Origin of the sequence: Sphingomonas sp. LM7 (assembly GCF_002002925.1) — a bacterium.
Taxonomy (GTDB): domain Bacteria; phylum Pseudomonadota; class Alphaproteobacteria; order Sphingomonadales; family Sphingomonadaceae; genus Sphingomonas.
In genome coordinates this window covers 3,905,714-3,930,293 of sequence record NZ_CP019511.1, presented here as the reverse complement: position 1 = coordinate 3,930,293, position 24,580 = coordinate 3,905,714, and the positions used below count along the sequence as shown (strand labels likewise).

General features: G+C 67.7%; 22 protein-coding genes. 13 read left to right on the top strand and 9 right to left on the bottom strand.

What is annotated here, in order from left to right; genetic code table 11:
• Positions 1–82 precede the first annotated feature (82 nt).
• The 5 genes from BXU08_RS18250 to BXU08_RS18230 all read right to left on the bottom strand — a co-directional run bounded on the left by BXU08_RS18250 (position 83) and on the right by BXU08_RS18230 (position 5,539).
• Positions 83–886, bottom strand: coding sequence for a hypothetical protein (locus BXU08_RS18250; RefSeq protein WP_077511428.1), 804 nt, complete (start codon positions 884–886; stop codon positions 83–85).
• Positions 887–955: 69 nt separating this feature from the next.
• Positions 956–3,367 carry a TonB-dependent receptor gene (locus tag BXU08_RS18245; RefSeq protein ID WP_253190437.1) on the bottom strand — a complete coding sequence of 804 codons (2,412 nt, stop codon included), beginning with the start codon at positions 3,365–3,367 and terminating at the stop codon, positions 956–958.
• Positions 3,351–4,295, bottom strand: coding sequence for a FecR family protein (locus BXU08_RS18240; RefSeq protein WP_150125573.1), 945 nt, complete (start codon positions 4,293–4,295; stop codon positions 3,351–3,353). The genes BXU08_RS18245 and BXU08_RS18240 overlap by 17 nt, the downstream gene beginning before the upstream one ends.
• Positions 4,296–4,325: 30 nt before the next feature.
• Positions 4,326–4,838: an RNA polymerase sigma factor gene (locus BXU08_RS18235; RefSeq protein ID WP_077512610.1), complete on the bottom strand. Its 513-nt coding sequence runs from the start codon at positions 4,836–4,838 to the stop codon at positions 4,326–4,328.
• 101 nt (positions 4,839–4,939) lie between these two features.
• Positions 4,940–5,539, bottom strand: a complete 600-nt coding sequence (locus BXU08_RS18230; protein ID WP_253190436.1) for a M23 family metallopeptidase — start codon at positions 5,537–5,539, stop codon at positions 4,940–4,942.
• 206 nt (positions 5,540–5,745) lie between these two features.
• Here BXU08_RS18230 and BXU08_RS18225 point away from each other — a divergent pair, with 206 nt between their 5' ends.
• The 10 genes from BXU08_RS18225 (at position 5,746) to BXU08_RS18180 (ending at position 16,924) form a co-directional block, all read left to right on the top strand.
• The gene (locus BXU08_RS18225; RefSeq protein WP_171982571.1) at positions 5,746–6,558 is read left to right on the top strand and encodes an aldolase/citrate lyase family protein; all 813 of its coding nucleotides are present in this window, start codon (positions 5,746–5,748) and stop codon (positions 6,556–6,558) included.
• A gap of 6 nt (positions 6,559–6,564) precedes the next feature.
• The gene (locus tag BXU08_RS18220) at positions 6,565–7,395 is read left to right on the top strand and encodes an inositol monophosphatase family protein (RefSeq protein WP_077511422.1); all 831 of its coding nucleotides are present in this window, start codon (positions 6,565–6,567) and stop codon (positions 7,393–7,395) included.
• Positions 7,392–9,254 carry an SLBB domain-containing protein gene (locus BXU08_RS18215; protein WP_253190435.1) on the top strand — a complete coding sequence of 621 codons (1,863 nt, stop codon included), beginning with the start codon at positions 7,392–7,394 and terminating at the stop codon, positions 9,252–9,254. Before BXU08_RS18220 ends, BXU08_RS18215 begins: the two co-directional genes overlap by 4 nt.
• On the top strand, positions 9,251–10,336 hold the full coding sequence (locus BXU08_RS18210) for a capsule biosynthesis protein (protein ID WP_077511418.1): 1,086 nt from the start codon (positions 9,251–9,253) through the stop codon (positions 10,334–10,336). The genes BXU08_RS18215 and BXU08_RS18210 overlap by 4 nt, the downstream gene beginning before the upstream one ends.
• Positions 10,333–11,313, top strand: coding sequence for a glycosyltransferase family 2 protein (locus BXU08_RS18205; protein ID WP_077511416.1), 981 nt, complete (start codon positions 10,333–10,335; stop codon positions 11,311–11,313). Before BXU08_RS18210 ends, BXU08_RS18205 begins: the two co-directional genes overlap by 4 nt.
• Positions 11,314–11,531: 218 nt before the next feature.
• Positions 11,532–12,758, top strand: coding sequence for a hypothetical protein (locus BXU08_RS18200; protein ID WP_253190434.1), 1,227 nt, complete (start codon positions 11,532–11,534; stop codon positions 12,756–12,758).
• Entirely contained in the window at positions 12,755–13,765 is a 1,011-nt protein-coding gene (locus BXU08_RS18195; protein ID WP_077511414.1) for an NAD(P)-dependent oxidoreductase, read from the top strand. The genes BXU08_RS18200 and BXU08_RS18195 overlap by 4 nt, the downstream gene beginning before the upstream one ends.
• Positions 13,762–15,582: a thiamine pyrophosphate-binding protein gene (locus tag BXU08_RS18190; RefSeq protein ID WP_253190433.1), complete on the top strand. Its 1,821-nt coding sequence runs from the start codon at positions 13,762–13,764 to the stop codon at positions 15,580–15,582. Before BXU08_RS18195 ends, BXU08_RS18190 begins: the two co-directional genes overlap by 4 nt.
• A complete protein-coding gene (locus BXU08_RS18185) occupies positions 15,579–15,980 on the top strand; it encodes a GtrA family protein (protein WP_077511410.1) in 402 nt (133 codons plus the stop codon). Before BXU08_RS18190 ends, BXU08_RS18185 begins: the two co-directional genes overlap by 4 nt.
• On the top strand, positions 15,977–16,924 hold the full coding sequence (locus tag BXU08_RS18180) for a class I SAM-dependent methyltransferase (RefSeq protein ID WP_077511408.1): 948 nt from the start codon (positions 15,977–15,979) through the stop codon (positions 16,922–16,924). The genes BXU08_RS18185 and BXU08_RS18180 overlap by 4 nt, the downstream gene beginning before the upstream one ends.
• Here the strand turns inward: BXU08_RS18180 and rfbG are convergent.
• Complete coding sequence (gene rfbG / locus BXU08_RS18175; RefSeq protein ID WP_077512604.1) at positions 16,879–17,952, bottom strand: CDP-glucose 4,6-dehydratase; 1,074 nt, start codon at positions 17,950–17,952, stop codon at positions 16,879–16,881. The genes BXU08_RS18180 and rfbG overlap by 46 nt on opposite strands.
• Positions 17,949–18,722, bottom strand: a complete 774-nt coding sequence (rfbF, locus tag BXU08_RS18170) for a glucose-1-phosphate cytidylyltransferase (protein WP_077511406.1) — start codon at positions 18,720–18,722, stop codon at positions 17,949–17,951. Before rfbF ends, rfbG begins: the two co-directional genes overlap by 4 nt.
• Positions 18,723–18,813: 91 nt before the next feature.
• On the opposite strand from rfbF, the gene BXU08_RS18165 reads away from it, so the two are divergent.
• Entirely contained in the window at positions 18,814–20,403 is a 1,590-nt protein-coding gene (locus tag BXU08_RS18165) for a glycosyltransferase family 39 protein (RefSeq protein ID WP_171982570.1), read from the top strand.
• On the opposite strand, the gene BXU08_RS18160 is transcribed toward BXU08_RS18165, so the two are convergent.
• Positions 20,353–21,453: a phosphatase PAP2 family protein gene (locus BXU08_RS18160; RefSeq protein ID WP_077511402.1), complete on the bottom strand. Its 1,101-nt coding sequence runs from the start codon at positions 21,451–21,453 to the stop codon at positions 20,353–20,355. The two genes, BXU08_RS18165 and BXU08_RS18160, sit on opposite strands and share 51 nt — an antisense overlap.
• A gap of 110 nt (positions 21,454–21,563) precedes the next feature.
• Positions 21,564–22,271: a hypothetical protein gene (locus BXU08_RS18155; RefSeq protein WP_216352885.1), complete on the bottom strand. Its 708-nt coding sequence runs from the start codon at positions 22,269–22,271 to the stop codon at positions 21,564–21,566.
• Positions 22,272–23,197: 926 nt separating this feature from the next.
• On the opposite strand from BXU08_RS18155, the gene BXU08_RS18150 reads away from it, so the two are divergent.
• Both BXU08_RS18150 and BXU08_RS18145 read left to right on the top strand, forming a co-directional pair.
• Positions 23,198–23,890 carry a response regulator transcription factor gene (locus tag BXU08_RS18150; RefSeq protein ID WP_253190432.1) on the top strand — a complete coding sequence of 231 codons (693 nt, stop codon included), beginning with the start codon at positions 23,198–23,200 and terminating at the stop codon, positions 23,888–23,890.
• A gap of 82 nt (positions 23,891–23,972) precedes the next feature.
• Positions 23,973–24,353, top strand: a complete 381-nt coding sequence (locus tag BXU08_RS18145; protein ID WP_253190431.1) for a response regulator transcription factor — start codon at positions 23,973–23,975, stop codon at positions 24,351–24,353.
• Positions 24,354–24,580 lie beyond the last annotated feature (227 nt).

The window sequence follows — 24,580 nt, the reverse complement described above, 5'->3', positions numbered from 1 at the left end:
CGTTGTCGAAAGGAAGGACGGGAACCGCGGCACAGACCGGACAGAAGGCGTGAATTATTTTCGTGACGCGTTCGCCGCTACGTCACTCGGCGTTCCACCAGCCGTCCTCCTGCGGCGTCCACCAGCGGGCCGCCTCGGCGATGCGCAAAGCATAGTCTGGACGGCCATCAATGATCAGCGGCAGTCCCGTCGATGCGACCAGCGCCGACAGTTCGGCGCCGTCAAACGCCGGCGGCACGCGCCCCTGCGCGCGGCAGGCGAGCCGCCACAGCTCGAGCTCCTGTCCCCAGAAATAGATCGTCGCCGCGCCGATATTGTCCTGCATCCGCCGCAGATCGTCCCATTTGCGCGGGGTGACGAACCTGGCCCAAATGTCCGCCTGCAGGCTGTCGACGCGTTCGCCGGGCCGCCAGCGCAGCGCATCGTCCCGAACGACTTCGATCTTCGCGCGCGCCACGGCCGGCAGCTGATCGAACACGCCGAGCGCCGCGACCAGCGCGATGACGTCGGCGTCGCGCTCGACCACCGTCACGCGTTCCACCGCCGGGTTGCACGCGACATTGGCGGCGCACCAGCCCATGCCGAGGCCGAGCACAACGGTATGGCCGTGTGCCGCGGCGATGCCGATTTCCTGGCTCTCGATCTCCATCGGCACGATCGACATCCATGCCGCCGCGTTTCCGGCGAACGGCCCCATCAGCATCACAGCGCCTGTGGTCCGGTAGCCCCGCCCCCAATAGCCGCGCGCAGCGGTCGCGGGGAGCATGCGCAGCGACCATTCACCCCATTGTCCCTCGCGAAAGCGGGGCAGCCATAGCGAGGTCTCGAAATCGCCGAGCATCGTGCGCGGATCGATGCCCTCATCGCCTGCGATCAAGTCGTTCAAGCGCCCACCCCGCATGTCGGAACGGAGCGCATCGTGACGACGACGCCGAGCCTTGTCGCCAGGAAACCGCTAGAAACTGAGGTCGAAGCCCAGCCGAACGCTGCGCGGCCGCAACGGCGTGGTCTGGTCGCGGTCGCGGATCAGGAAAGGCGAGCCGAGCGCGAAGCGGTTGCCACGCGAGTCGAGCAGATTGGTGATCGACAGGCTAATCCCGCGCCGGGCCTCGCCGACGCGGACTTCGATGCCGGTATCGACATAGTCGCCCTGCAATCGCCCGAGCAGCGGCCCGATGCCGAGCGTCGATTTGCCGACATAGCGCGCATAGCCGTTGGCAGTGAGTTCGAGACCGTCGCGCAGCGTGTGGGTATAGGCGGCGCCGATCCTGCCGGTCGCATCGGCGACGTTGGGGAGGCGCTCGACTTCCGCCGCCGCCACCGCGTCTTCCACCGGCAGGGTGACGAAGGCGCGTTCGGTGACTTTGCTGTTGTTGAGGTACAGCGCCGCATCCAGCTCCAGCCCGGCGACCGGACGCCAGCGCGAGACCATGCCGATCGACAGGACGCGCCCATCGCCGGCATTGGCGGTGGTGGGGAAGCCGAAGCCATCGACCAGGTCGGCCTGGATGTCGGTCCAGCGCGTCGCCGATACGCTGAGCGCCAGATCGAGCACCGGGCTGCGATAGCGGGCACCAGCCTCGGCAGTCGATACGCGGTCGCCGGCGAAGCGCTGGATGAACTCGCGGCGCACGGCGATGCCGCCGGGTCGGAAGCCCTGCTGGAACCGCGCGAACAAGGTCAGCCGGTCCGCGGCGCGATAGGCAGCCGCGACGGAGGGGAGGAAGCGCGTCTCGGACCGCGATGCCCGCGCACCTGGATCGATCCGGAAGGCGACCGCTTCGGCAATGTCCTCCGAGCTGCCCGAAAGGCTGGCGTGCGTCAGGCGCCCGCCAAGCGTGAGCGTGAAGCGATCGACCGGCTCGACTGTTGCCTCGCCATAGATCGTCGCCTCTTCGACTCCATTATTGACGCCGGTCAGCGGTGTGCGGAACGGCGCTACGTCCATGCGCCGGTTGGTCTGCGTGCGATTGTGCAACAGGCTCGCAGCGAGCAGCCAGCCGGTGCCGTTCTCGCCGCGGCGGGCAAGGCGCAGTTCGCCGGTTATCATCGAGATGCGGTTGGCCTGCGAATACGCGGCGGCGGCGGCGCTTGCCGTGGGCCGGACTGCGGGATCGTTCGAGTCGGTGAGTTCGGTGCCTTCGAACCGCTCGAACACATATTGCCCGGCATAGCCGAGCGACGAAGTCAGTTCGAGCGATCCCCAATTCTTGCGGGCGACCAGGTCGACGAGCCAGTAGTCGTTGCGGAACGGCTGGGCGATCCCGCTTGCTCGGTCGAGCTCGCCGATGCTGCGCTCCGCATATTGGCTGTCGTCGCCATCGATCCGCTGGCCGACGGCATTGAGATCGACTGTCCAGTCATCCCCCGGATCGATCCGCAGCCCGGCGCGCCCGCCGAAGGTGCGGACCCGGTTCACATCCTCAAGCCCGCGCGCGACGTCATCGATATAGCCGCCCTCGACCGATCCGAAGGCGAGCATCCGAAGCCCGATCACGTCTTGTTTGATCGGCAGGTTGAGGATCGCGCCGCCATCCACACCCGGCTTGCCGTGCTGGACCGCGAGCACCCCGCCCCAGGCCGATCCCTCGAAATTCGCGAGATCGGGCGAGCGCGGCACGACGCGCACCACCCCGCCCAGCGATCCGGCGCCGTACAGCGTGCCCTGCGGCCCCTCCAGCACTTCGACGCTCTTGACGTCGTAGAGCCGTAAATTCGGGTCCGGCGCGCTATAGGTGATGCGGCTGTTCCCCCAATATTGCCCGACGGTCGATTGGGTCGGGCCGACGAAGCTCGAATCGGCGATACCGCGGATGAACAGCTTGTTCCGTCCCGGGCCGAGATGCGTTGAGGCGACGCTGGCGATCCGCGCCTCGATCGCTTCGGTGCCGCGCAGGCTCTCCGCCGCACTGAGTTCCGATCCATCGACGATCTGAACGCCGCCCGGATACGAACCAAGCGGAATGTCGCGCTTGGTCGCGGTAACCACGATTTCCTCGGGCGGCGGCGCACGCTCGGGCTGGACGACCGGCGGAGATGGACGCGGGCGACGGACGACGGCGGGCTTGGTGAAGCGCTCGACCAGATAGGTCGCCGGCGCGACGCGGCGGGCGCGGATGTCGGTGCCAAGCAGCATCCGCTCGAGCGCCTGCGATGCAGTGAAACGCCCGCGCACCGGCCGGATCTGCAGCCCCGCCAGCCTGGACTCGCGAAAGCCGATGCTGGCGCCGGTCTGCCGGCTCAACTGCTTGATCGCGGTATCGAGGCGCGATGCGCCAAGGTTGATTTCGGCCGCTCGCTCCTGCGCAATCGCGGGAGACGTCACCAATATGGATGCGAGGATGAGCGGGCTAGCGGGGCGGACCATGCGTGGGGGACATCGTCCATCCTTCCCCGTCGGCAACGAACCGCACGCCGAGCAGCGGTCCCGCGCGGGCCAGAACCTCGTCGGGCGTACCGCGCAGCACCAGCGTTCCGCCGCCCACCGTCACGCGTTCGGCGCCGGCCGCGGGCCGGACCGTCCGGCCAATGCTGCGGCTCAGGTCGCGGGCCACCTGACCGAGCGAGGCATTGTCATACTGCAATTCGCCCGACGCCCAGCTGCCGATCGCCTGTGGGTTCGCCTTGCCGACCACAGGGGTGGCGCCCTTGCCCGCGCGCTTGAGCGTGTCGCCCGGCGCAAGCCGCACTTCGCCGGGACCGGGCTCGTAGATCACCGCGCCCTCGGCCACCGCGACTTCCAGCATGTCGCGGTCCTGCACGACGTTGAACACCGTGCCCGCATCGACCAGCCGGGTTCCGCCGGACAGCACGACGAAGGGGTCGCTGGCATCGTGCCGCACGTCGAACCGCGCTTCGCCCTGCTCCAGCACCACGTGCCGCGGGGTGTCGGGATCGATCGTCACGCGCGTTGCGCCGTTCAGCGCCAGCCGTGATCCGTCTGCGAGGTCGATCGTGCGATGCTCGCCGGGCGCAGTCGCGATCTGCTGCGCGGGCGCATCGCGATCCAGCACCGACCAGCCGCCGACCGCGGCGATGGCTGCCGCCGCGACCGCACCGGCAGGAAGCCACCAGTTGCGGCGCGGCTGCGGCACGGCGACCACTTCGGCAGGGGCTGCAGCGTACAATTCTTCCGCCCAGTCCGCATCGTCCAGCGCCGCCTCATAGGCTTCGAGATGCGCGGGATCGCGCTCCAGCCACGCAGTATAGCCGTCCCAGTCGTCGAACGCCGGATTCTGGACGCGAATCGCCCAGAGCCGGCCCGCCTCCCGAAGTTCCAGATCCTGTTCGCTCATCGCCATGTCCCTATGACGGAGCCCGCGCGATCATTCCGCATCGAATTTCGCCCTGAGCTGCCCAAGCGCGCGATATGCCTTTTGCAAATCCTTCTCGACAGAGCTCAGGCTGACCCCCAACTCATGCGCGATCGCCACCTGTCCCACTCCGTCGAGCCGGCAGCGGCGGAACACGGTTTCCACCCGCGGCCCCAGGGCCGCGAGCGCGGCCTGAACCTCGCGCAGCCGTTCGCGCGCGATCAGCGAGCGCTCGCCCAGCGCCGACTCCTCGCCCGGCAGCGTTTCGTGCCAGTCATGATGCCGGCGGTCGCGGCTCACGCTCGAGCGGCGGCGGTCGCGGACGAGATTTTCGGCGGCGCGGAACAGATAGGATAGCGGATCGGCGATCGGCTGCGCCGGAGCCGCCGCGACGCGCTGCCACAAATCGTGCAGTGCATCCTCGGCATCATCGGCCATGCCGCGCGCCGCGAGGAAGCGAAGCAGCCGGCTGCGCTCGTTGAGAATGACCTGCTGCAGCCCGCTGATCTCGTCGGCCGGACTCATCGCGCGCGGCACCGGGCGCACCGGAGCGCTTGCCCGCCCCGGCCTGCGATGTTGGGGATACGAAAGCCGACCTGCTGCTGCAAACGAGATTCCATGGCGGTTCAGAAAGCGCGTCCCTGCTGTCCATCGGCGCGCGCCTTGGCGAAGGCCGAGATATGGGGGGCGTCGGACGCGATCCAAGCCTTTGCGACAGTCGGCGACGTCGCCGTGCCCAGATAAGGCAGCGGATCGACTGCGGTTCCGGCGACGCGTACTTCGAAATGGAGGTGGCTGCCGGTCGAGCGCCCGGTCGATCCCATCAGCGCGACCGGCTGGCCCTGCTCGACGCGCGTACCCGGCCGCACCAGGATCCGCGAGAGATGAGCGTAGCGCGTATCGACCGCGCCATCATGCGCGATCTCGACCATCCCGCCATAGCTGCCCGCGTTACCGGCGAAGCGAACCACGCCGGGCGCCGATGCCAGCACCGGCGTGCCGAGCCGGCCCGGAATGTCGATGCCGTAATGCATCGCCGACGTCCGGCGGAACGGATCGCCACGGCGTCCGAAATGCGAGGAGAGCCGGGGCAGCGCCGCGCGGATCCCGGACGATGCAGGCGCCTCCGGCTCGATCGGCGGTTCCTTCATCGGCGCGGGATCGGCGGGTGCGGGGCGGAACGCTGCGTCGCGGCCGCCGGGGAGCTCAGGGGTGATGCCCGGCACCACTGGCCCAAGGTCCGGGGAGGACGAGAGCAGTAGGACCAAATGGAGGGGTAACAGGCCGGGCATCATTGTTTCGACGGAGCCGATCGCAGCGACCCGTAAGCTCGAAAGCAAAAAAATTCCGACTCCCGAATTTGTGCGGGAACCCTCGCCAAGCTCCGTCTCACTTCCCGCCAGTACATGCTTTTTCAGCCAGGGAGGCGAGGATGAATTCCACGGAACGCCGCATGCTCGACATGCTCAAAAAGGGTCGCGACCGCTACGGCGTCGTCGCGGTCAAGGCGGAGTTCGAAGCCGAGGGCACTCGCCCCGACGAATTTCTCCGCCTGCTCGAGCTCGCGCACCGTGCCGATCTCAAGGTCGCGCTCAAGATCGGCGGCTGCGAGGCGGTATCGGACCTGCTCGCCTCGAAGCTCTACGGCGTCGATCACGTCATCGCCCCGATGATCGAGACGCCCTACGCGCTGACCAAGTTCGTCGAGGCGCGGACCAAGACTTATGGCGAGAACCCGCAAGGCTCGCAGTTCCTGTTCAATCTCGAGACCGAGGCGACGCTGCGCAATCTCGACGCGATGCTGCCGATCGCCAAGGCGAAGCTCGACGGTATCGTGTTCGGCCGGGTCGATTTCACCCTTTCGCGCGGGCTGCCGCGCAAGGCGATCAACGACCGCCAGATCACCGACGCCGTGCTCCGCGTCGCGCAGGCCTGCGCGGCCAACGACCTGACCCTGGTCGTCGGCGGCTCGGTCGCAGTCGAGGCGGGCGCGGCGCTCCGCGAGATCCGCAGCGTGCGGCTCGACCGGTTCGAGACGCGAAAAGTGATCTTCGACGGCTCGGCAGCGGAATCGCCACTGTTCGAGGCGGGAATCGCCAACGCCGTGGCGTTCGAGCTCGCTTGGCTGGAGAACAAGCGTGATTATTACCGCGCCATCGCCGACGAGGATTTGTCGCGCATCCGGATGATCCAGGAGCGCAGCACCGGCGCCACGGTCAACCGGCTGGCGAGCGTGGCTGCCTGAGCCGGCATGCCGTTACACGAAGAGGTCTCCGCGCTGTTGCGCACCGTCGCCGATACGGTGGTGGTGCCCCGGTTCCGCACGCTCGCGGCGCATGAAGTCGCGATCAAGACGGCGGGCGAGATCGTTACCGTCGTCGATCGCGAGTCAGAGCTTCGCCTGCATGCCGGGCTGGCGAAACTCGGGCTCGGCGCGCGGATCCTGGGCGAGGAAGCCGCCGAGATGGACCCGGCGTTGCTCGACGGGGTCGGCGAAGGACTGGTCTGGCTGATCGACCCGCTCGACGGCACTGCGAACTTCGCGGCGGGCCGTCAACCGTTCGGCATGATGATTGCGCTCGTCGAAGATGGCGATCCGATTGCCGGATGGATGCTCGATCCGTTGAGCGGGCGGCTGTGTCATGCGGCACGCGGCTTCGGCGCGACGATCAACGGCGCGCGCGTCCGCTCCCGGCCGACCGACACGGCGCGGCCTCGCGCAGCGCTTGGCACCCATTTTCTCGTCTCGGATCGGCGTGTGCGTGCCCACGCCCACGCCGATCTGCATCTCGATGTCGTCCCCGTCCCGCGCTGCGCCGCCGAGAGCTATCCGCGGCTCGTGCTCGGGGAGGACGATGTGGCCTTGTTCCAGCGCATCCTGCCCTGGGATCATGCCGCAGGCGCCTTGTTCCTCACCGAAGCGGGAGGCCACATCACCCATTGGGACGGAGCGCCATATCGCGTCGGCGGCCGCAGCACCGGCGTCCTCGCCGCTGCGAGCGACGCGCTGTGGGAACAGGCGGCCAATGTCCTGCTTGGCCCCGCCGCCGGCCTAGTCGAACTGGAATGCCTGACCTCATGATTGCCCGATCCACGCTTCTCGCCGGCTGTATTCTCGCCGTGCTGCCCATGTCCGCGACGGCGCAGCTCGCCCCGCCGGTTTCCTCTGGGCAGCCGCAAACCGACCCGCTCGCCCGCCGCGCCGCCGCGGCGCAGGTCGCGGTCCCGCCGACCGAAGCCGCGCCGTACCAGCCGACGGTGATCGAAGTGCCGGCCATCGACCCGCGCGGTTCGGCCGAGCGACCACAGGACGCGCCCGGCAAGCCCGCCCCGCCGACGCGTCCTAGCGAGTTCGAGACCTTCGTCTCTGCCGCGGCTGGCACCCCCCTGCACCGCTTCGGGGCCGACCTGCTCGTTCCGGGCGCGCGCGACTTCGCCGCCGGTCCCAGCGCCACCGTGCCACCCGATTATCGGCTCAATCCCGGAGACGAATTGCTCCTGGGCCTTACCGGTTCGGTTCAGGCGTCCAGCGTCCGGCTGACGGTCGACAGCGAGGGACGCATCTTCGTTCCCCGCATTGGCGCGATCTCTGTGGGTGGCGTTCGCTATGGCGACGTCCACGACGTCATCGCGCGCCGGGTCTCGCGGCAATATCGCGGCTTCCAGCTCGAAGTCTCTGTCGGCCGACTGCACGGCGTCACGGTCTATGTCACCGGCTTCGCGGCAGCGCCCGGCTCGTACACCGTCGGCAGCCTCTCTACCCTGGTCAACGCGGTGCTCGCCTCGGGCGGCCCCGCGGCGGGCGGCAGCTTCCGCTCGATCCAGCTGCGCCGCGGCGGCAAGCTCGTCTCGGACTTCGATCTCTACGATTTGCTGCTCAAGGGCGACCGCAGCGGCGACGCCGTGCTCCAGAATGGCGACGTCCTCTATATCGCGCCGGCCGGCGAGCAGGTCGCCGTGATCGGCAGCGTCAACCGCGAGGCGATCTTCGAAGTCGCGCCGGGCGAGACCGTCAGCGACGCGGTCCGCTATGCCGGCGGCGTAAACACCGTGGCCGACGCCAGCCGGCTGATGGTATTCGATTCGCTCGGCCGCGAGGGCAAGGGCTGGGAGGAACTCAGCGCCGCCGAAGCGGGGCTCCGCAAAGCGCGCCGCGGCGACATCGTCCGCGTACTCTCGCAGGTCGGCATCGCGCGTCCACTCGCGCAGCAATCGGTACTGGTTACGATCAGCGGCGAAGTCGCCAAGCCCGGCCGCTATTATTTCCAGCCCGGCACGCGCCTCGCCGATGTCGTCGCGCAGGCCGGCGGTCTGACCGGCCAGGCATTCCCCTATGCCAGCGTGATCACCCGCGAGAGCGTCAAGGCGCAGCAGCAACAGAGCTTCGAACGCGCCGTCGAGGACGCAGAGTTGCTGCTCACCACGCAGCCGGTGACCTCGGCCAACCGCGCGGAGCTCGTCCAGCCCGCCAACCTCGCTTTAGTCCGCTCGATCGTCGACCAGCTCCGCGAGCGCCGCCCCAATGGCCGCCTCGTCTTCGACTTGCCGGTCACTGCGCAGGCGCTCCCCGGCGCGCTGATCCTCGAGAACAACGACACGATCTACGTGCCGCCGCGTCCGGTGACCGTCGGCGTATTCGGCGCGGTGCCGACCCCGGCCTCGTTCGCCTATCGCGACGGTGCGACGATCGGCGACTTCGTCCGCTCGGCGGGCGGCGTGCAGAAGCTCGGCGACAAGAAGGAAATCTTCGTCGTCCGCGCCAACGGCACCGTTCTTGCCGACGGCAAGCGCGTGCTGCGTGCGACTGCGCTGCCCGGCGATCTCGTCTACGTGCCCATCGACGCCAATCGCGGCGAGTTCTGGGCGCGGCTGCGCGACATCACCTCCAGCCTGTTCGGCGGCGTGATCGGCGCGGCGTCGATCGTGAACCTCACGCAATGAGGCTCGTCACCCATCCGCGCACCCGGCGCATCGGCTATGCCGCCCTCGCCGCCGTCCTCGCGTTGCTCTGCGTCTTCCCGCAGCCCTATGTCGCCCGCGCCAAGCTCGTCCCGCAGGACAATAACAGCATCGGCCTCGGCTCGATGATGAACGCACTAGGGGGCCAGCTCCAGGGCTTCGCCGCCTTGTTCGGCGGCGCCAAGCAGCCGGTCGACATGTACCTCGCGATTTCGCGCGGCACCGAAGTCACCGACGCAGTCATCGCGAAGCTCAAGCTGGCGGGGCCAGACGCCTATGCCAGCCAGCACAAGGCGCGCGTCACGCTGACCAACAAGGTCGACATCCACTCGCTCACCGGCGGCATCGTCGAAGTCGAGACGCGCATGCACGACGGCGCCCGGGCCGAGGCGATCACCCGCGCCTACGTCCTGGCGATCAGCGACCGGATCATCGCGCTCGGCCGCGACCGCGTCCGCCGCAAGCGCGACGTCGTCCAGCAGCGCTTCAAGGAAGCCGCCGGCCGCGTGGTGGCCAGCGAGACCGCACTCAACGACTTCCGCCGCCGCAACCGGCTCGCCGAGCCCGAGGCCCAGCTCGGTTCGGCGCTGTCGCTGCGCGCCGGGCTCGAGGCGCAGCTCCAGGCCAAGCTGGTCGAGCTTCAGACGCTCCAGCGCTTTCAGGGCGAGGAGAATCCACAGCTCCAAGCCGTCCAGTCCGAAGTCGGTTCGCTGCGCGGCCAGATCGCTAGGACCGCGAGCCCGAGCGCCGGCGTCGCCGGCCCCAACGTCGCTGGCATGTCCGAAGTCTCCGGCGAGTATCTCAACCTCTATCGCGACTATCGCTTCGCCCAGGCGCTGTACGAAGTCTACGCGCGCTCTTCTGAGGAAGTCGCAGTCGAGACGCTCGCCGCCGAAACCGCGTCCGACGTCCAACTGATCGAAGCGCCACGGTTGGATTCCGACCGGAAGTTCAACGTCCCCGCCGTGGCGCTGCTCGCCTTGCTGATCGCGCTGGCGCTGTTCACCGAAATCTACGCGCCGGCGACCGGCATCGACCTGCGCTTGCGCAAGAGCGCGCCATGAAACCAGAGCTGTCCCCGGAGCTCTCGATCGTCATTCCCTGTTTCAACGAACAGGAGAATGTCCGCGCGATCTGCGCCGCGGTCACCGCAGAAGCAGCGCAGCATGTCCGCTCGCACGAGATCCTGCTGATCGACAACAACTCGACCGACGCGACGCGCGATCTGATGCGCGCGCTCTGCGCCGAGGATCCGCGCATCCGCGCGATCTTCAACAACCGCAACTACGGCCAGATGCGCTCGCCGACCTATGGCATCTACCAGGCCGAGGGGGCGGCGGTGATCGGCATGTGCGCCGACTTTCAGGACCCGCCGGCGATGATCGGCGCGTTCGTTGCGCAATGGCGCGCGGGCGCACAGGTGGTGCTCGGCCAGCGGCGTTCAGAGCGCACCTCGCCGCTGCTGAGTGCTGCCCGCGGGCTCGGCTACGCCTTTCTCCGCCGCTATGGCGACTACCCGGTGATCCCCGGCGCGACCGGCTTCGGCCTGTTCGACCGCGAAGTAGTCGACACACTCGCCGCGTGGAACGAGCCCGAGCCCTTCTTCCGCGGCATGCTCGTCGAAAGCGGCTTCCGCCTCGCCATCCTCCCCTTCGACCGGCCCGAGCGCGCCGCAGGCACCAGCAAGAACGACGCCGCAGCGCTCTTCTCGTTCGCGCTGTCGGGGCTCGCCGGCTCGGCCAAGTCGCTGCTGCGTATGCCGATCCTGCTCTCCTTCCTCGTCGCCGGAATCGCGCTGCTGCTCGGTGCGGCAACGGCGGTCGCGGCTTTCTTTGGCGGCCCGGCGCTGGCGCTGCTCGGTTTCGCCACCGGCTTCGCGATGTTCGCGGTGCTGCTGCTCTTCCTCGGCCTGATCGGCGAACAGGTCCGCATGCTCGCCGAGCGCACCCGCAACGTGCCGCTGGTGATCGAAGCCGAGCGGATCAACTTCCCCCCCGACCGCCGCCACCCCGCCGCGCGCACGCTCATCCGGCGGCCGTGAAGCGCCCAATCAAACTCCCCTCCCTGAAAGGGAGGGGCCGGGGGTGGGTGCGCGCGTCTGCGCGCCCGAAAGACTCAGAACGCGCCGCAGAAGGCGCCGGCCGGGGCATCGAGCCCCGCCCGCCGCAAACCCACCCCCAGCCCCTCCCTTCCAGGGAGGGGAGTTCGAGAGGCGCGCGGCTCATCGAACTCCTCCTCGCACTGGCCGTCGTCGCCAGCGTGATCGCCACCGCGCTCGCCTTCCAGAAGACCGGCTATCTCCCCCAGCCCTTCGTGTTCGACACCAACGACACCTTCATGGACTGGTTCAACACCGCGTATTGGGCCAACCGCCCCGGCGCCTACGACGTGTGGCGCAGCATCTATCCGCCGCTCTCCTTCGTCTTCCTCGATCTGTTCAGCCTGCCCGGCTGCTATCTCCAGTCGCCCTTTCACGCGCGCGATTGCGACTGGCTCGGCAACACGACGATCACCGCCTTCTACGTCCTCGACGTCGTCCTCGTCTGGCTGAGCTTCCGCCGCGCCGATCCGCGCACCGCGCCGATGCGCACGATTGCGTTCGGGCTCGGCCTGCCGTTGCTGTTCACCCTGGAACGCGGCAACCTCATCCTCGTCGCGCTGCCTGCCTTCATCCTCGCGCACGGCCCGCTGGTCACGCGCGGCCCGTGGCGCTGGCTTGGTGCCGCGGCGACGATCAACTTCAAGCCCTATCTCCTGCTCCCGGTGCTCGCCCACGCCGTCAAGCGCGATTGGCGCAGCCTCGAGCTCGCCGGGATCGCGACGATCTTCCTCTACCTGATCACGCTGGCAATCGTCGGCGCCGGGACCCCGATGGAGCTGGCCGCCAACACCGCCAACTGGGTCGTCTTCCAGAGCGGCCAGGTGTGGAACGAGATCCATTATTCGACCAGCTACGCGCCGTTCCTGCTGATCCGCAATTCGCAGATCCCGGTGCTCCAGTTCGTCCCCTCGCGCACCGTCGAGACCATCGAATTCCTCGTCCCCCTCGTCATTCGCGCCAGCCAGTGCATCGCGCTGCTCGCGCTCGCCGGCGCCTGGCTCCAGCCCAGGGCGCTGTCGCACGCGCGGATCGCAATGCTGCTGCTCGCCGCCTATCTCGTCACCCAGTCGCCCGGCGGCTACACCCAGACCTTCCTGCTTTTCCTCGTCCTGCTCGAGCCGTGGAAGGGCGTGGGCCCGATCCTGGCGATCGTCTGCGCCTATCTGCTCTGCCTCGTCGCCGACTGGCCGCTGTCGACCGTGCTCGAACTCGCGACCAACTCCTGGCTGAGCGGCCGCCCGGTGACGCCGAACTTCGGGCTGGCGATCGGCCATTTCGTCCGCCCCGGCCTCGTCGCGCTGATCCTCTGGGCACTCGCGCTCGACAGCCTGGTCCGCGTGGTCCGCGCGCACCGCCTCCACCGCCCGACGCTGGGGTTCGCATGATCTTCGAAGCGGATATGGCGGCGATCAACGCCGCGCTCGCCCCGCTCTGGCCGCGCCTAGCCGGCGCGCGCGTCTTCATGACCGGCGGCACCGGCTTCATCGGACGCTGGATGCTCGAAGCCCTGGCCCGCTCGGGCGTCGACGCCCAGGTCACCCTGCTCAGCCGCGACCCCGATGCCTTCGCCGCCCGCGCGCCGCACCTCGCCGCACGCTTCGAGCTGGTCGCCGGCGACGTCACCAGCTTCCTCGCTCCCGCAGGCAACTACACCCACGTTATCCACGCCGCGACCGATGCCAGCGCCGCGCTCAACGCCAATGATCCGCGCCGCATGTTCGACACGATCGTCGAGGGCACGCGCCGCGCGCTCAATGTCGCCAAGGACGACAAGGCGCGCTTCGTCTTCCTCAGCTCGGGCGCGGTCTATGGCGTGCAGCCGTGGGACGTGACGCATGTCGCCGAGGACTGGCGCGGCGGCCCCGATCCCTGCGATCCGCTCTCCGCCTATGGCGAAGGCAAGCGCGCCGCCGAGATGCTCTGCGCGATCTATGCGCAGCAATTCGGGCTCGATGTGGTCAACGCCCGCATCTTCGCGCTGCTTGGGCCCCTGCTCTCGCTCGACATCCATTTCGCCGCGGGCAATTTCATCCGCGATGCGATGGCGGGCAAGCCGATCCGCATCATCGGTTCGGGCGAAGCGGTGCGCTCCTATCTCTACGCCGCCGATCTCACGATCTGGCTGTGGACGCTGCTGATCGCCGGCAAGCCCGGCACGGTGGTCAATATGGGCTCGGAGGAAGCGGTGTCGATCGCCGACCTCGCCCGCCGCACGGCATCGCTGCTCGGCGGTCCCGGAGTCGAGATCCTCGGGCGTCCCGATCCCGGCTGGAACGCCGGCCGCTACGTCCCCTCTACTGCGCGCGTCCGCGCCGAACTCGGCGTCGCGCCGACGATCAGCCTCGACGACGCGATCCTGCGCACCGCGCGCGCCAACGGATGGAAACCATGACCCAAGTAAAGCTCGCCCATTGGGTGGCGGATACCCTTGCCGCGCGCGGCATCGATCATGTCTTCATGCTTACCGGCGGCGGCGCGATGCACCTCAACCACGCGCTCGGCACGCATCCCAGGCTCGCCACCACCTTCACCCATCACGAGCAGGCGCTCTCGATGGCGGCCGAGGCCTATTACCGGCTGACCAACCGGCTCGCGGTGGTCAACGTCACCTCGGGCCCGGGCGGCACCAATGCGATCACCGGCGTCTATGGCGCCTATGTCGACTCGATCGGCATGCTGGTGATCTCGGGCCAGGTGAAGAACGAAACCACCGTCCGCGCTACCGGCCTGCCGCTGCGCCAGTTCGGCGACCAGGAACTCGATATCGAGCCGATCGTCCGCCCGATCACGAAGTACGCGACGATGGTCACCGACCCGCTGACCATTCGCTATCATCTCGAAAAGGCGCTGTACCTCGCCACTTCGGGCCGCCCCGGCCCGGTCTGGCTCGACATCCCGCTCGACGTCCAGGCCGCCAAGATCGACCCCGCCCAGCTCGCCGGCTTCGATCCCGCCGAGCTCGACGAGCCGTGGAAGGCCACCGACCTCGACGCCACCGCTCGCGCGATCCTCGAAAAGCTCGCCGCTGCCGAGCGCCCGGTGGTCTTCGCCGGCAGCGGCGTGCGGCTGAGCGGGGCACATGCCGATTTCCTCGCGCTGATCGACAAGCTCGGCGTCCCCGTCGTCACCGGCTGGAACGCGCACGACGTGCTGTGGAACGCGCATCCGCTCTATGCCGGGCGCCCCGGCACCGTGGGCGATCGCGGCGGCAACATGGTCACCCAGAGCGCCGATCTCCTGCTCGTCCTCGGCAGCCGGCTCAACATCCGCCAGGTCAGCTACAACTGGAAGACCTTCGCACGCGAAGCCTACAAGATCTGGGTCGACATCGATCCGGTCGAGCTGCGCAAGCCGACCGTGACGCCCGACATGCCGGTGGTCGCCGACCTCGCCGATCTGATCCCGGCGCTGCTCGAAGCGCCCTATGCAGGCCCCACCGCCGCGCACGCCGAATGGCTCGAATGGTCGCGCGAGCGCGTCTGGAACTTCCCCGCGGTACTCCCCGAATATCGCAACCACGGCCCCAGCGTGCACCCCTATGTCGCGATGGAAGCGCTGTTCGATCGGCTCGACGAGGACGATGTCATCGTCACCGGCAACGGCAGCGCCTGCGTGGTCAGCTTCCAGGTCGCCGAGATCAAGCGCGGCCAGCGCCTCTGGACCAATTCGGGCTGCGCGACGATGGGCTACGACCTGCCCGCGGCGATCGGCGTGTGCGCCGCGACCGGCGGCAAGCAGCGCGTCATCGCCATCGCTGGCGACGGCAGCATCATGATGAACCTGCAGGAAATGCAGACCATCGCCGGCAATGGCCTGCCGGTGAAGGTCTTCCTGATTAACAACAGCGGCTATGTCTCGATCTTCCAGACCCAGCGCAACTTCTTCAACGGCGAGGAGGTTGGCGGCGGGCCCAAGAGCAATGTCACCTTCCCCGATTTCGGAAAGGTCGCCGCTGCGTTCGGCTTCGCCTATTTCCGCGCGGAATCGCATGAGGAACTCGGAGTTGCGATCGAGGCAGCGCTCGCTGCCGATGGCCCCGTAGTCTGCGAGATCTTCGTCGACGAACATGTCGCCTTCGCCCCCAAGCTCGGCGCCAAGGCGCACCCCGATGGCCGGATAACCTCTCCGCCGCTCGAAGACCTGTCGCCCTTCCTCCCTCGCGAAGTGCTGCGCGAAAATATGCGTATCGCCCTGCTGGAGGAAGAATGATCCGCGCGCATCGCCCCGTCCGATTCCTGCTCGCCGGCGCCGCCAACACGGCGTTTGGGCTGGCGATCTATCCGCTGCTGCTGTGGAGCGTGCCAGCGTTCCACACCCATTATCTGATCGCACTGGGGCTCGCGCAGGCAATCAGCCTGTGCTTCGCCTTTGCCACCTACAAGCTCGGCGTGTTCCGCACCCGTGGCAATGTCGCGCGCGAGTTCGGCACCTTCTCAAGCTTCTATCTGTTCAACTACGCCGCCAATTGGGCAGCGCTGCCGCTGCTCGTCGAATTGGGCGGCGTCCCGCCCATCGTCGCGCAGCTCGGCTTCACCGCATTGCTGATCCTCGGCAGCTGGTTCTGGCACAGCCGCGTCACTTTCCGGTCCGCAGGCGGGCTCGCATGACCGAATTTCTCTACCGCGCCTGCCCGGCGTGCAACGCGACCGACACCACCGAGGAGGTGCACAGCCCGGTCCGCGCCGAGACGATGACCGTCGATGCGCTTCGCCCCTATTGGTCGGGGCTGTTCAGCGAGAAGCGCTTCTTCACCTATCATCGCTGCATCGGCTGCGGCCTGCTCTACAATCCCGCCTTCTTCGATGGCGCGCGGCTGGGCGAGCTCTATTCGAGCATGGCGCCGAACATGGAGATGATCTCCAACGACGCGATCGCTGCGACCCAGAAGGGCTATTTCGACGCCGTCCAAGGCAAACTTGACGGCGGCTATCTCGAGATCGGCCCCGACACCGGCCATATCGTGCGCGAGGCGGCGACGCGCGGCGCGTTCGACCATTTCTGGCTGTTCGAGCCCAATCGCGCGATCCACGATACCCTGCGCGCCTCCGCCCAGGGCAGCCTGGCGAGCCTGCTCACCGACATGGACGATCTTTCGCCAGTCCCCGATCGGTCGATCGGTCTGGCAGTGATGGTGCATGTTCTCGATCACTTGCTCGATCCGCTGGCGACGCTTAGGCAAATTCGCGCCAAGCTGCATCCTGGCGGCACGCTGCTGATCGTCACCCATAACGAGAAGTCGCTGCTGCGCACGCTGATGGGCACGCGCTGGCCGCCCTTCTGCCTTCAGCACCCGGAACTCTACAATCCCGCGACGATCACCGCACTGCTCGGCCGCGCGGGCTATGCCGGCGTGCGGGTGGAGCGGAGCCGCAATTATTTCCCGCTGCCGTTCCTCGCGCGCCAGGCGCTGTGGATGATCGGCCTCACGCCCAACCGCCTGCTGCTACCCGATGTCTCGCTGGGCCTGCGGTTGGGCAATATGCTGACGCTGGCGACCGTCCCGGCTCAGGCCGCGACCGGCACCGAACCCTGGCTCGAAGCCGCCGAATAGGCCGCGATCTGGGCGAGGGTGACGGCACGCGCATCCTCGCCCCGTCCGATCGCCTTGTGCCACGCGACGATCCAGTCGAGCGCCTGTTCGAGGTTCAGCGCGGGGCGCCATCCGAGCGCCGCCCGCGCCTTCGAGCAATCGAGCCGGAGCAGTCCCGCCTCGTGCACCCGAGCGCTATGGTCCGCATGCGGGCGCGGCGCATCGCCCCACGCCGCACGCATCCGCTCGACGATCCACGAGACCGGCTGGGTGTCGTCGTCGGCAGGTCCGAAATTCCACGCGTCGGCGAACTGGTGTTCCCCGGCCACCAACCGCTCGGCGATCTGGAGATATCCGCCGAGCGCTTCGAGCACATGCTGCCAAGGCCGCACGGAATCGGGAGACCGGATCAGCGGCGCGACGCCCGCTTCGAACGCACGGATCAGGTCTGGAACCAGCCGGTCCTCCGCCCAGTCGCCGCCGCCGATGACGTTGCCGGCGCGCACCGTGGCGAGAGCCGGACCATCGGCGAAGAACGAGCTGCGATACGCAGCCGCAACCAGCTCGGCGCAGCCCTTGCTGCTGCTGTACGGGTCGCGCCCGCCCATCGGATCGTTCTCGCGATAGGGCCAAACCCATTCGCGGTTCTCGTAGCATTTGTCGCTGGTGACGCAGACGATCGCCTTGACGTCGGGCGCACGACGCGCGGCCTCGAGCAGATGCACCGTACCCATCACGTTCGTGGCATAGGTCTCGACCGGCTCGCGGTATGACAGGCGCACCAGCGGTTGCGCTGCGAGATGGAAGATCACCTCCGGCCGCGACGCCTCGACTACCGCGCGCACTGCGGTCAGGTCGCGGACATCGCCTTCGTGGTGCGCTATCAGGTCGCCGATCCGCGCCGCATCGAACAGGCTCGGTTCGCTCGGCGGTGCCAGCGCGAAGCCGGTGACTTCGGCGCCGAGTGCGTGGAGCCACAAGCTCAGCCAGCTGCCCTTGAACCCGGTATCGCCGGTGACGAGGACACGGCGGCCACGCCAGCTGTTCACCAGCGCTTCCACGGCGCCTTGCCGGCCTTCCACAATTCGTCGAGGTAGATCTTGTCGCGCAGCGTATCCATCGGCTGCCAGAAGCCGTGGTGCCGGTATCCCATCAACTCGCCGCCGCGCGCGAGCCGTTCGAGCGGGCCGGATTCCCACACCGTCTCCGGCCCGTCGACTAGGTCGAGCACCGAGGGATCGGCGACGAAGAACCCGCCATTGATCTGGCCGCCATCGCCCGCAGGTTTCTCCTTGAAATCGACGACCTTGCCGTCATCGAATTCGAGTGCGCCGAAACGCCCCGGCGGTGACACCGACGTGATCGTCGCGCGCTGGCCATGCTCCTTGTGGAAGCGCACCAGCTCGCCGACGTCGATGTCCGCGACGCCGTCGCCATAGGTGAAGCAGAAGGGCTCGTCGGGATCGAGATAGGGCCGGATCGCCGCCAGCCGCCCGCCGGTCATCGTCGTCGCGCCGGTGTCCACCAGCGTGATCCGCCACGGCTCGCTGCGGGCGTGGTGCACTTCCATGCCGTTGCCGCCGCGCAGGTCGATCGTCACATCGGAGGCGTGGAGGAAATAGTTCGCGAAGAACTCCTTGATCACATAGCCCTTATAGCCAAGGCACACGACGAAGTCGTTGAAACCACTCGACGAATAGATCTTCATGATATGCCACAGGATCGGCATGCCGCCGATCTCGACCATCGGCTTCGGCCGCACCGACGTCTCTTCGCCGAGCCGGGTGCCCAGACCGCCGGCCAGGATTACGGTTCGCATCGTCACTCCACGTCATCACTTCAGCACGATGACGCAGCCCTCCCCCCCAGCCCGTAAGCCGGACCGCGATTCCTGGATCGAATATGGCCTGTTGCTCCTGATCCTGTTGGTCGCCGCGGGGCTGCGGATCCGCGGGATCGGCTTTGGCCTGCCCGCGCTCAACGACCCCGACGAGCCGCTGTTCATGATGACCGCAGTCGAGATGCTGCAGAACCACAGCCTCAATCCCGGCTGGTTCGGCCATCCCGGCACGATCACGCTCTATTGCATCGCGCTGGTCAGCCTCGCCGTTGGCGGGATCGGCGTCGCGACCGGGCAATATGCCGATGCCGACGCGTTCGTCAGCGCAGTCTATGCCGATCCGGCGATCCTGTTCGTGCCCGTCCGGCTATGCATCGCGGCCTGCGGCGTCGCCTGCGTCGACCTTACCTGGCGATTGGGAAAGCGGATCGGCGGTCCACGCGTGGGGCTGCTCGCCGCCGCCTTCCTCGCGGTCAATGCCGTGCATATCGACTATTCGCAGGTCATCCGCACCGACATCCAGGCCAGCGTCTTCATGCTGCTGTGCCTGTCGTCGGCGATCGCGATCGTCGAGCACGGCCGACTGCGCGACTATCTGCTGGCGGGCATGTTCGTCGGCCTTGGCTGCGCGACCAAATGGCCGGCGGCGACGATCGCGCTGAGCCCCATTGCCGCGGGCATCTGGCGCATCGCCCAGGGCCACCGCGACGCGCGCAAGCTGCTGGCATTTGCTGCGGCCGCGCTGGGTGCGCTGGTGCTGGCGTCGCCCTTTCTATTATTCGACTATCCCACCGTCCTCCACGACCTCGCCGGCGAAGCCCGGCCGATCCATCCCGGCGCCACGGGAGGCGGGCTGATCGCCAACCTTGCCTGGTATGTCGGCCATCCATTATACTTTTCGTTCGGCGTGGCGGGGGTCGCTCTGGCCGCGATCGGCACCGTCCTGATCGCGCGGCGCAACCGTACCGCCGCCATCGCCGTCCTGCCCGGCGTGGCCGCCTTCGCGGTGCTGATCTGCCTCCAGGCGCTACGGTGGGAGCGCTGGCTGATCCCGCTCCTGCCCTTCGCCGCGATCGCCCTGGGCTATGCGGTGCACGCCCTGAGCGACGCCCTGCGCTGGCGCACAGGTCGCGCGCTGCCGATCCTCGAACCGCTAGTCGCACTGCTGCTGATCGTGCCGATGCTCCAGGCCGCGCAGCACCGCGCGACCGAGCGCGCAAACGATACCCGCCAGATTGCCTCCGCCTGGATCCGTGCGCATGCCCCGCCCGACAGCGCGATCCTGGTCGAGCATGCCGCAATCGATCTCGTCGCTGGCCCGTGGAAACTATTGTTCCCGCTCGGCAGCGCCGGATGCCTCGACGCGCGCAAGCTGCTCGCCCGCAATATCCGCTATGCCGAGGCGGAAACTTTTCGCTCGGGACGCCCGGTCGTCGATCTCGGCAATGTCGATTTGGCCGGGCTCGCCGGCTGCCGCGCCCGCTATGCGGTGCTGAGCCATTACGACCGATATCGCGATGCCGGCGCCGACTATGCCCCGGAATGGCAGCGTTATGCGGCGCTCACCCGCGACGGCATGCTGCGCCAGGTCATTGCCCCGGCGGAAGGGCTACGCGGTGGCCCGACCCTCTATATCTTCGAGTTCTCCGGCGCCCGCTGACTGCACCACGCGCGGCGCCAGCAGCGCGCCGACGACGACATCGGAGGCGAACCATATCGCCAGCATCGCCACGATGCTGATCAGTCCGTCGACCGCATAATGCCAGCCAAGGTGGACCGACCCCACCCAGATCAGCGCCGCGAAGAGCGTCAGCCCGCCGCCCAGCCAGCGGTTGATGCGAAAGCCGCCGATCGCGAACAGCGCTGCCATCGCGACATGCATCGAAGGGGCAGCGGAAATGCCGCCCGCCGGCGCGTATCCGCCATTCCGATAGGCATCGAGCAGCATCGACTGGAATTCGATCGCGGCGATCGGCCAGCCGCCTTCCCGGGCGGCCTGCGCTTGGTGCTGGAGTTGCGCATCGAACAGTGCGAACCCGGCATCGGGCGCGACCAGCGCATTATAATAGCAAGGCCCCGCCGAGCCGAGCAGCCAGGCGCCGACACCGCCGATCAGGATCCAGGCCGCCAGCCAGCAGCCGACGAGCCGCACGCGATCGGGCTCGGTCCGACCGGCGACGATCGCCAGCATCGGAAAGACGAACATCATCGGCATCCACAGCGTGTAGAGCTTGTCGAGAAACTGGGTGACTCCAACCGAGGGCATCAGCGCATGCGAAACACGCCACGGATCCGCGCCGAGGAACAGCGTCTGATCGATCGCACGCAGCACCGGATCGAGCGGGAAGCCGCGCGCGGGCAAGATCAGTTGCTTGAACATGCCGAAGACCGGGATGGTGAGTCCGACGAGAAGCGCGGCCAGCAGCACGACCATGACGCCCGTACGGTCGAAGCGTCTGGCAGATGACCTGCGACGCTGCATGTAGAGAGTGGTGAGGCACAGCAGCACGCCCAGGAACAGCGAGGCCGCCATGAACCGTGTCGCGATACCGGCGACGGCATCCAGGCGCGTGCCGGTCGCCACCGCCAGGCCCGCTGCCGCGACAATCACGATCAGGAGCAATCCGGCAACGGCCAGCATCTCGAGGCGTCGCTGGGTCGCGTCGCCTCGAAGCACATGACTGATCCCGACGTGCCAGGCCGTCTTCATAGTCTACCCCTCTGCGAGAAGTGCTAGGCGTCAAATCCTGATTATGTATTACTACGGAGGCCACGCCGTTTCGTTTGCGCAAGAACCGGCTTTGCACCTGGCTCAGCGAGTTAGGCGATTGCAAGCGGATCGCTGGCCGGGAAGCTTTCGTCGAGCGCCTCGTCCAGCGCGCGGTCGATATATGCGTTCCGATCCTCGGCTGGTGACCGGCCCGCCAGCCACAAAGCAAGATTGCGGATATAGCGCCGGACCGAACGCTGTGCCTCGGGCGAACGCGCGAGGCCGTCGCCCGGCGCCTCGCTGACAAAGCTCGGGCAGCCGGCCTCCGGATCCCAGTTATAGTCGGCGAAATGGTGGAAGGTGGATTGGGCCACCGCCGGCCCGCCATCGGCGGAGGACTCGAACGCGACGATGAGATTGAAGCGCTTGCCGCTCGCCTTGCTGGTCCCCGTCGCGATCGTCCGGGCCGAGGAATCGCCTGCCGGCGCCCCGACGGCGCCTTCATGCGGATGCGCGGGCAGATAGCGCAGCAGGCCTTCGGGCGCGGACTGGTCCTGGAGAAGCGGGTGCGCGGGTTCGACGACCTTGATCTCCTGGAAATCGCCGTTCGCGCCCGAATGATAGTTGGGCCACAGGATATCCGGCGTCTCGCGATCATCGGCGACTCGGCGCGACGCGTCCGGCTCGGCATTCCTGCTGTGGAAGAAGTGCGCGTTGCCGACGCCACCCAGCGTACATACCGAGCGCCGAGGTCCATATGATCGCGCGTCACCAGCAGGCCGCGACCCCCTTCGCGGAAGCGGCTGATCGCGGCGCAATCCTCCGGGTCCAGCCCTTCGCCTGTATCGACTGCGAACAGCCAGAGTTCGTCGAAGTCGGATCGGTCGATCGTCGACAGGATCGGGTCCGGCGCGCCCGGCGCGGTGCGATCCCGCGCGGTCACGTCGAACAACGCCGCTCCATCCGCGTCCACGAGCCCGGCCAGATAGCTGCGCAGCTTCGAAAAGCGCCCGATATTCCAGTCGTCGGCGATCGGAGGGATAGTCGTCTGCAGTAGGATACGGATTGGCCGGTCCATCGTGTCTTCCTCCATAGGTGTCGCAGAGCCGGACAGGTTGGACGCTCGACTGCCATTTCGTTAGCCGCAAGGTGAAATCGGAAAAACCCTTGCGTTCGTCATCCCTGCCACGTCCGATTGACACGGCTCCACAAGCTGCCCCGACGCGCCCTGTTGGGGAGAGGCACATCGTCCAAGCTACGGTGTATGTGCCACTGTGGACGGCGCGTCGGCTATCTGTACGAAGGTAGGGGGTCACGCATGCCGTCGGCGAAGGCCCGTGCGCCTAACGGCCGGGAGCGCCAGCGACGCGATCATGTGCGCCGTTCCCGTTCGGGTTCGATGATCGCCTCCTCCGCACGGGGCACGCCGAGCACCAAGCCGCCACCCCCGAACGGGGGATCGGAACATTCCCGGTCAGGAGACTGCCGGGAGCCGCCCGTGCGGCTAGAGACCGACCTGTGCCCAATCTGATCTCCCGCTATCCGGACGGCGCCACCCGTGGCGCCTTGCTGGCCGGTCGATGCGCACCGGTTCGGCCGCCGGGTCATCCGGCTCGAGCCCCGGATCAAGGAGGGGCATCCATCCTAACCCGGTTCGGGAGTCCGCGCCGGCTTGCACCATGAGACCCTGTGCTCTCGCAACTAAAGCCGCGCGGAGGCCGAACCAATGACCGAGGGATCGCTATTGACCCGTGAAGCCCCGCCAAGGCCGGTGCCCGATATCGCCGCGCATTTCGCCGCGTCGATCGCGCATGAACGCCCCCTCGTGCTGGTCGTCGACGACGATGCGGCCATTCGCGACGCGCTCACCGAGTTGATGGAATCGGTCGGGCTGGAGGCAGTCGGCTTCGCCTCTCCCCGCGAGCTGATGGAGACCGCGCTTCCCGACCGGTGCTGCTGCCTCGTGCTCGACGTGCGCATGCCCGGCTGGAGCGGGCTCGATCTTCAGCAGCATCTCGCCGCGAGCGGACACGCCAGGCCGATCGTCTTCATCACCGGGCATGGCGACATTCCGATGACCGTCCAGGCGATGAAGGCCGGCGCCGTCGATTTCCTGACCAAACCGTTCCGCGACCAGTCGCTGCTCGACGCAGTGACGATCGGAATCGAGCGCGACCTGGCCCAGCGCGCCGAAGCGCGGATCGTGCAGTGCCAGGCCGATCGCCACGCCACGCTGACCGCGCGCGAGCGGCAGGTGCTGCAGATGGTGGCACAGGGGCGGCTCAACAAGCAGATCGCCTTCGCGCTTGGCATCAGCGAAGTCACAGTCAAGCTTCACCGCAGCAGCGTCATGAAGAAGATGCAGGCGGCGTCGATCGGCGAACTCATCCACGCCTGGAACACGCTTCCGGCCGCGCTCCGCGAACGGGCGACCTAGACCATGGTGTGGTTACGAACCTCCATGAATTCAGCGACATCCGGGTATGGCCAGGCCGGCCGTGTCAGCGAGGACTCTCCGCTTGCCCGTACCCGTGATCGCGATCGTGGATGATGACGAGGCCGTGCGCGAGGCGCTTTGCGACCTCCTCGAGGTCGAAGGCCTGTCGGCACGGGCATTCGACGGCGCGGCGGCGCTGCTCTCCGATACCGCCCTCGATAGCTTCGATTGCCTCGTCACCGATGTCAGGATGCCCGAGATCGACGGGATCGAGCTGCAGCGCCGGCTGCGCGCCCGTGGCGCCACGCTGCCGATACTATTCATCACCTCCACGACCGACGAACCCAGCCGCACCCAGGCGATGCTGGGCGGGGCCGCCGCCTGGTTCACCAAACCCGTGGCGGACGACGCGCTGCTGCGCGCGCTGTACCAGGCGCTGGACGGCCGTGGCGGTGCGCCGTGAATTCGCAGGACGCGGCCAGACCGGCGCTGGTGGCGCCGCAAGGCTGCGCATTTTGCGAACCAAAGGTCACACCAGGGTCACACTGTCGCGCATGTCCAGCGGCGGCGAGGCCATGCGGAAATCCCGAAGCTTCAGCCAACGCGAGTGTGCGCTCCGGCCGGGATCGACGCTGTCAAAGAGCGAGGGCAAGCGTCCCCGAGCGTCGATCCCGCGGGCGAAATCCTACA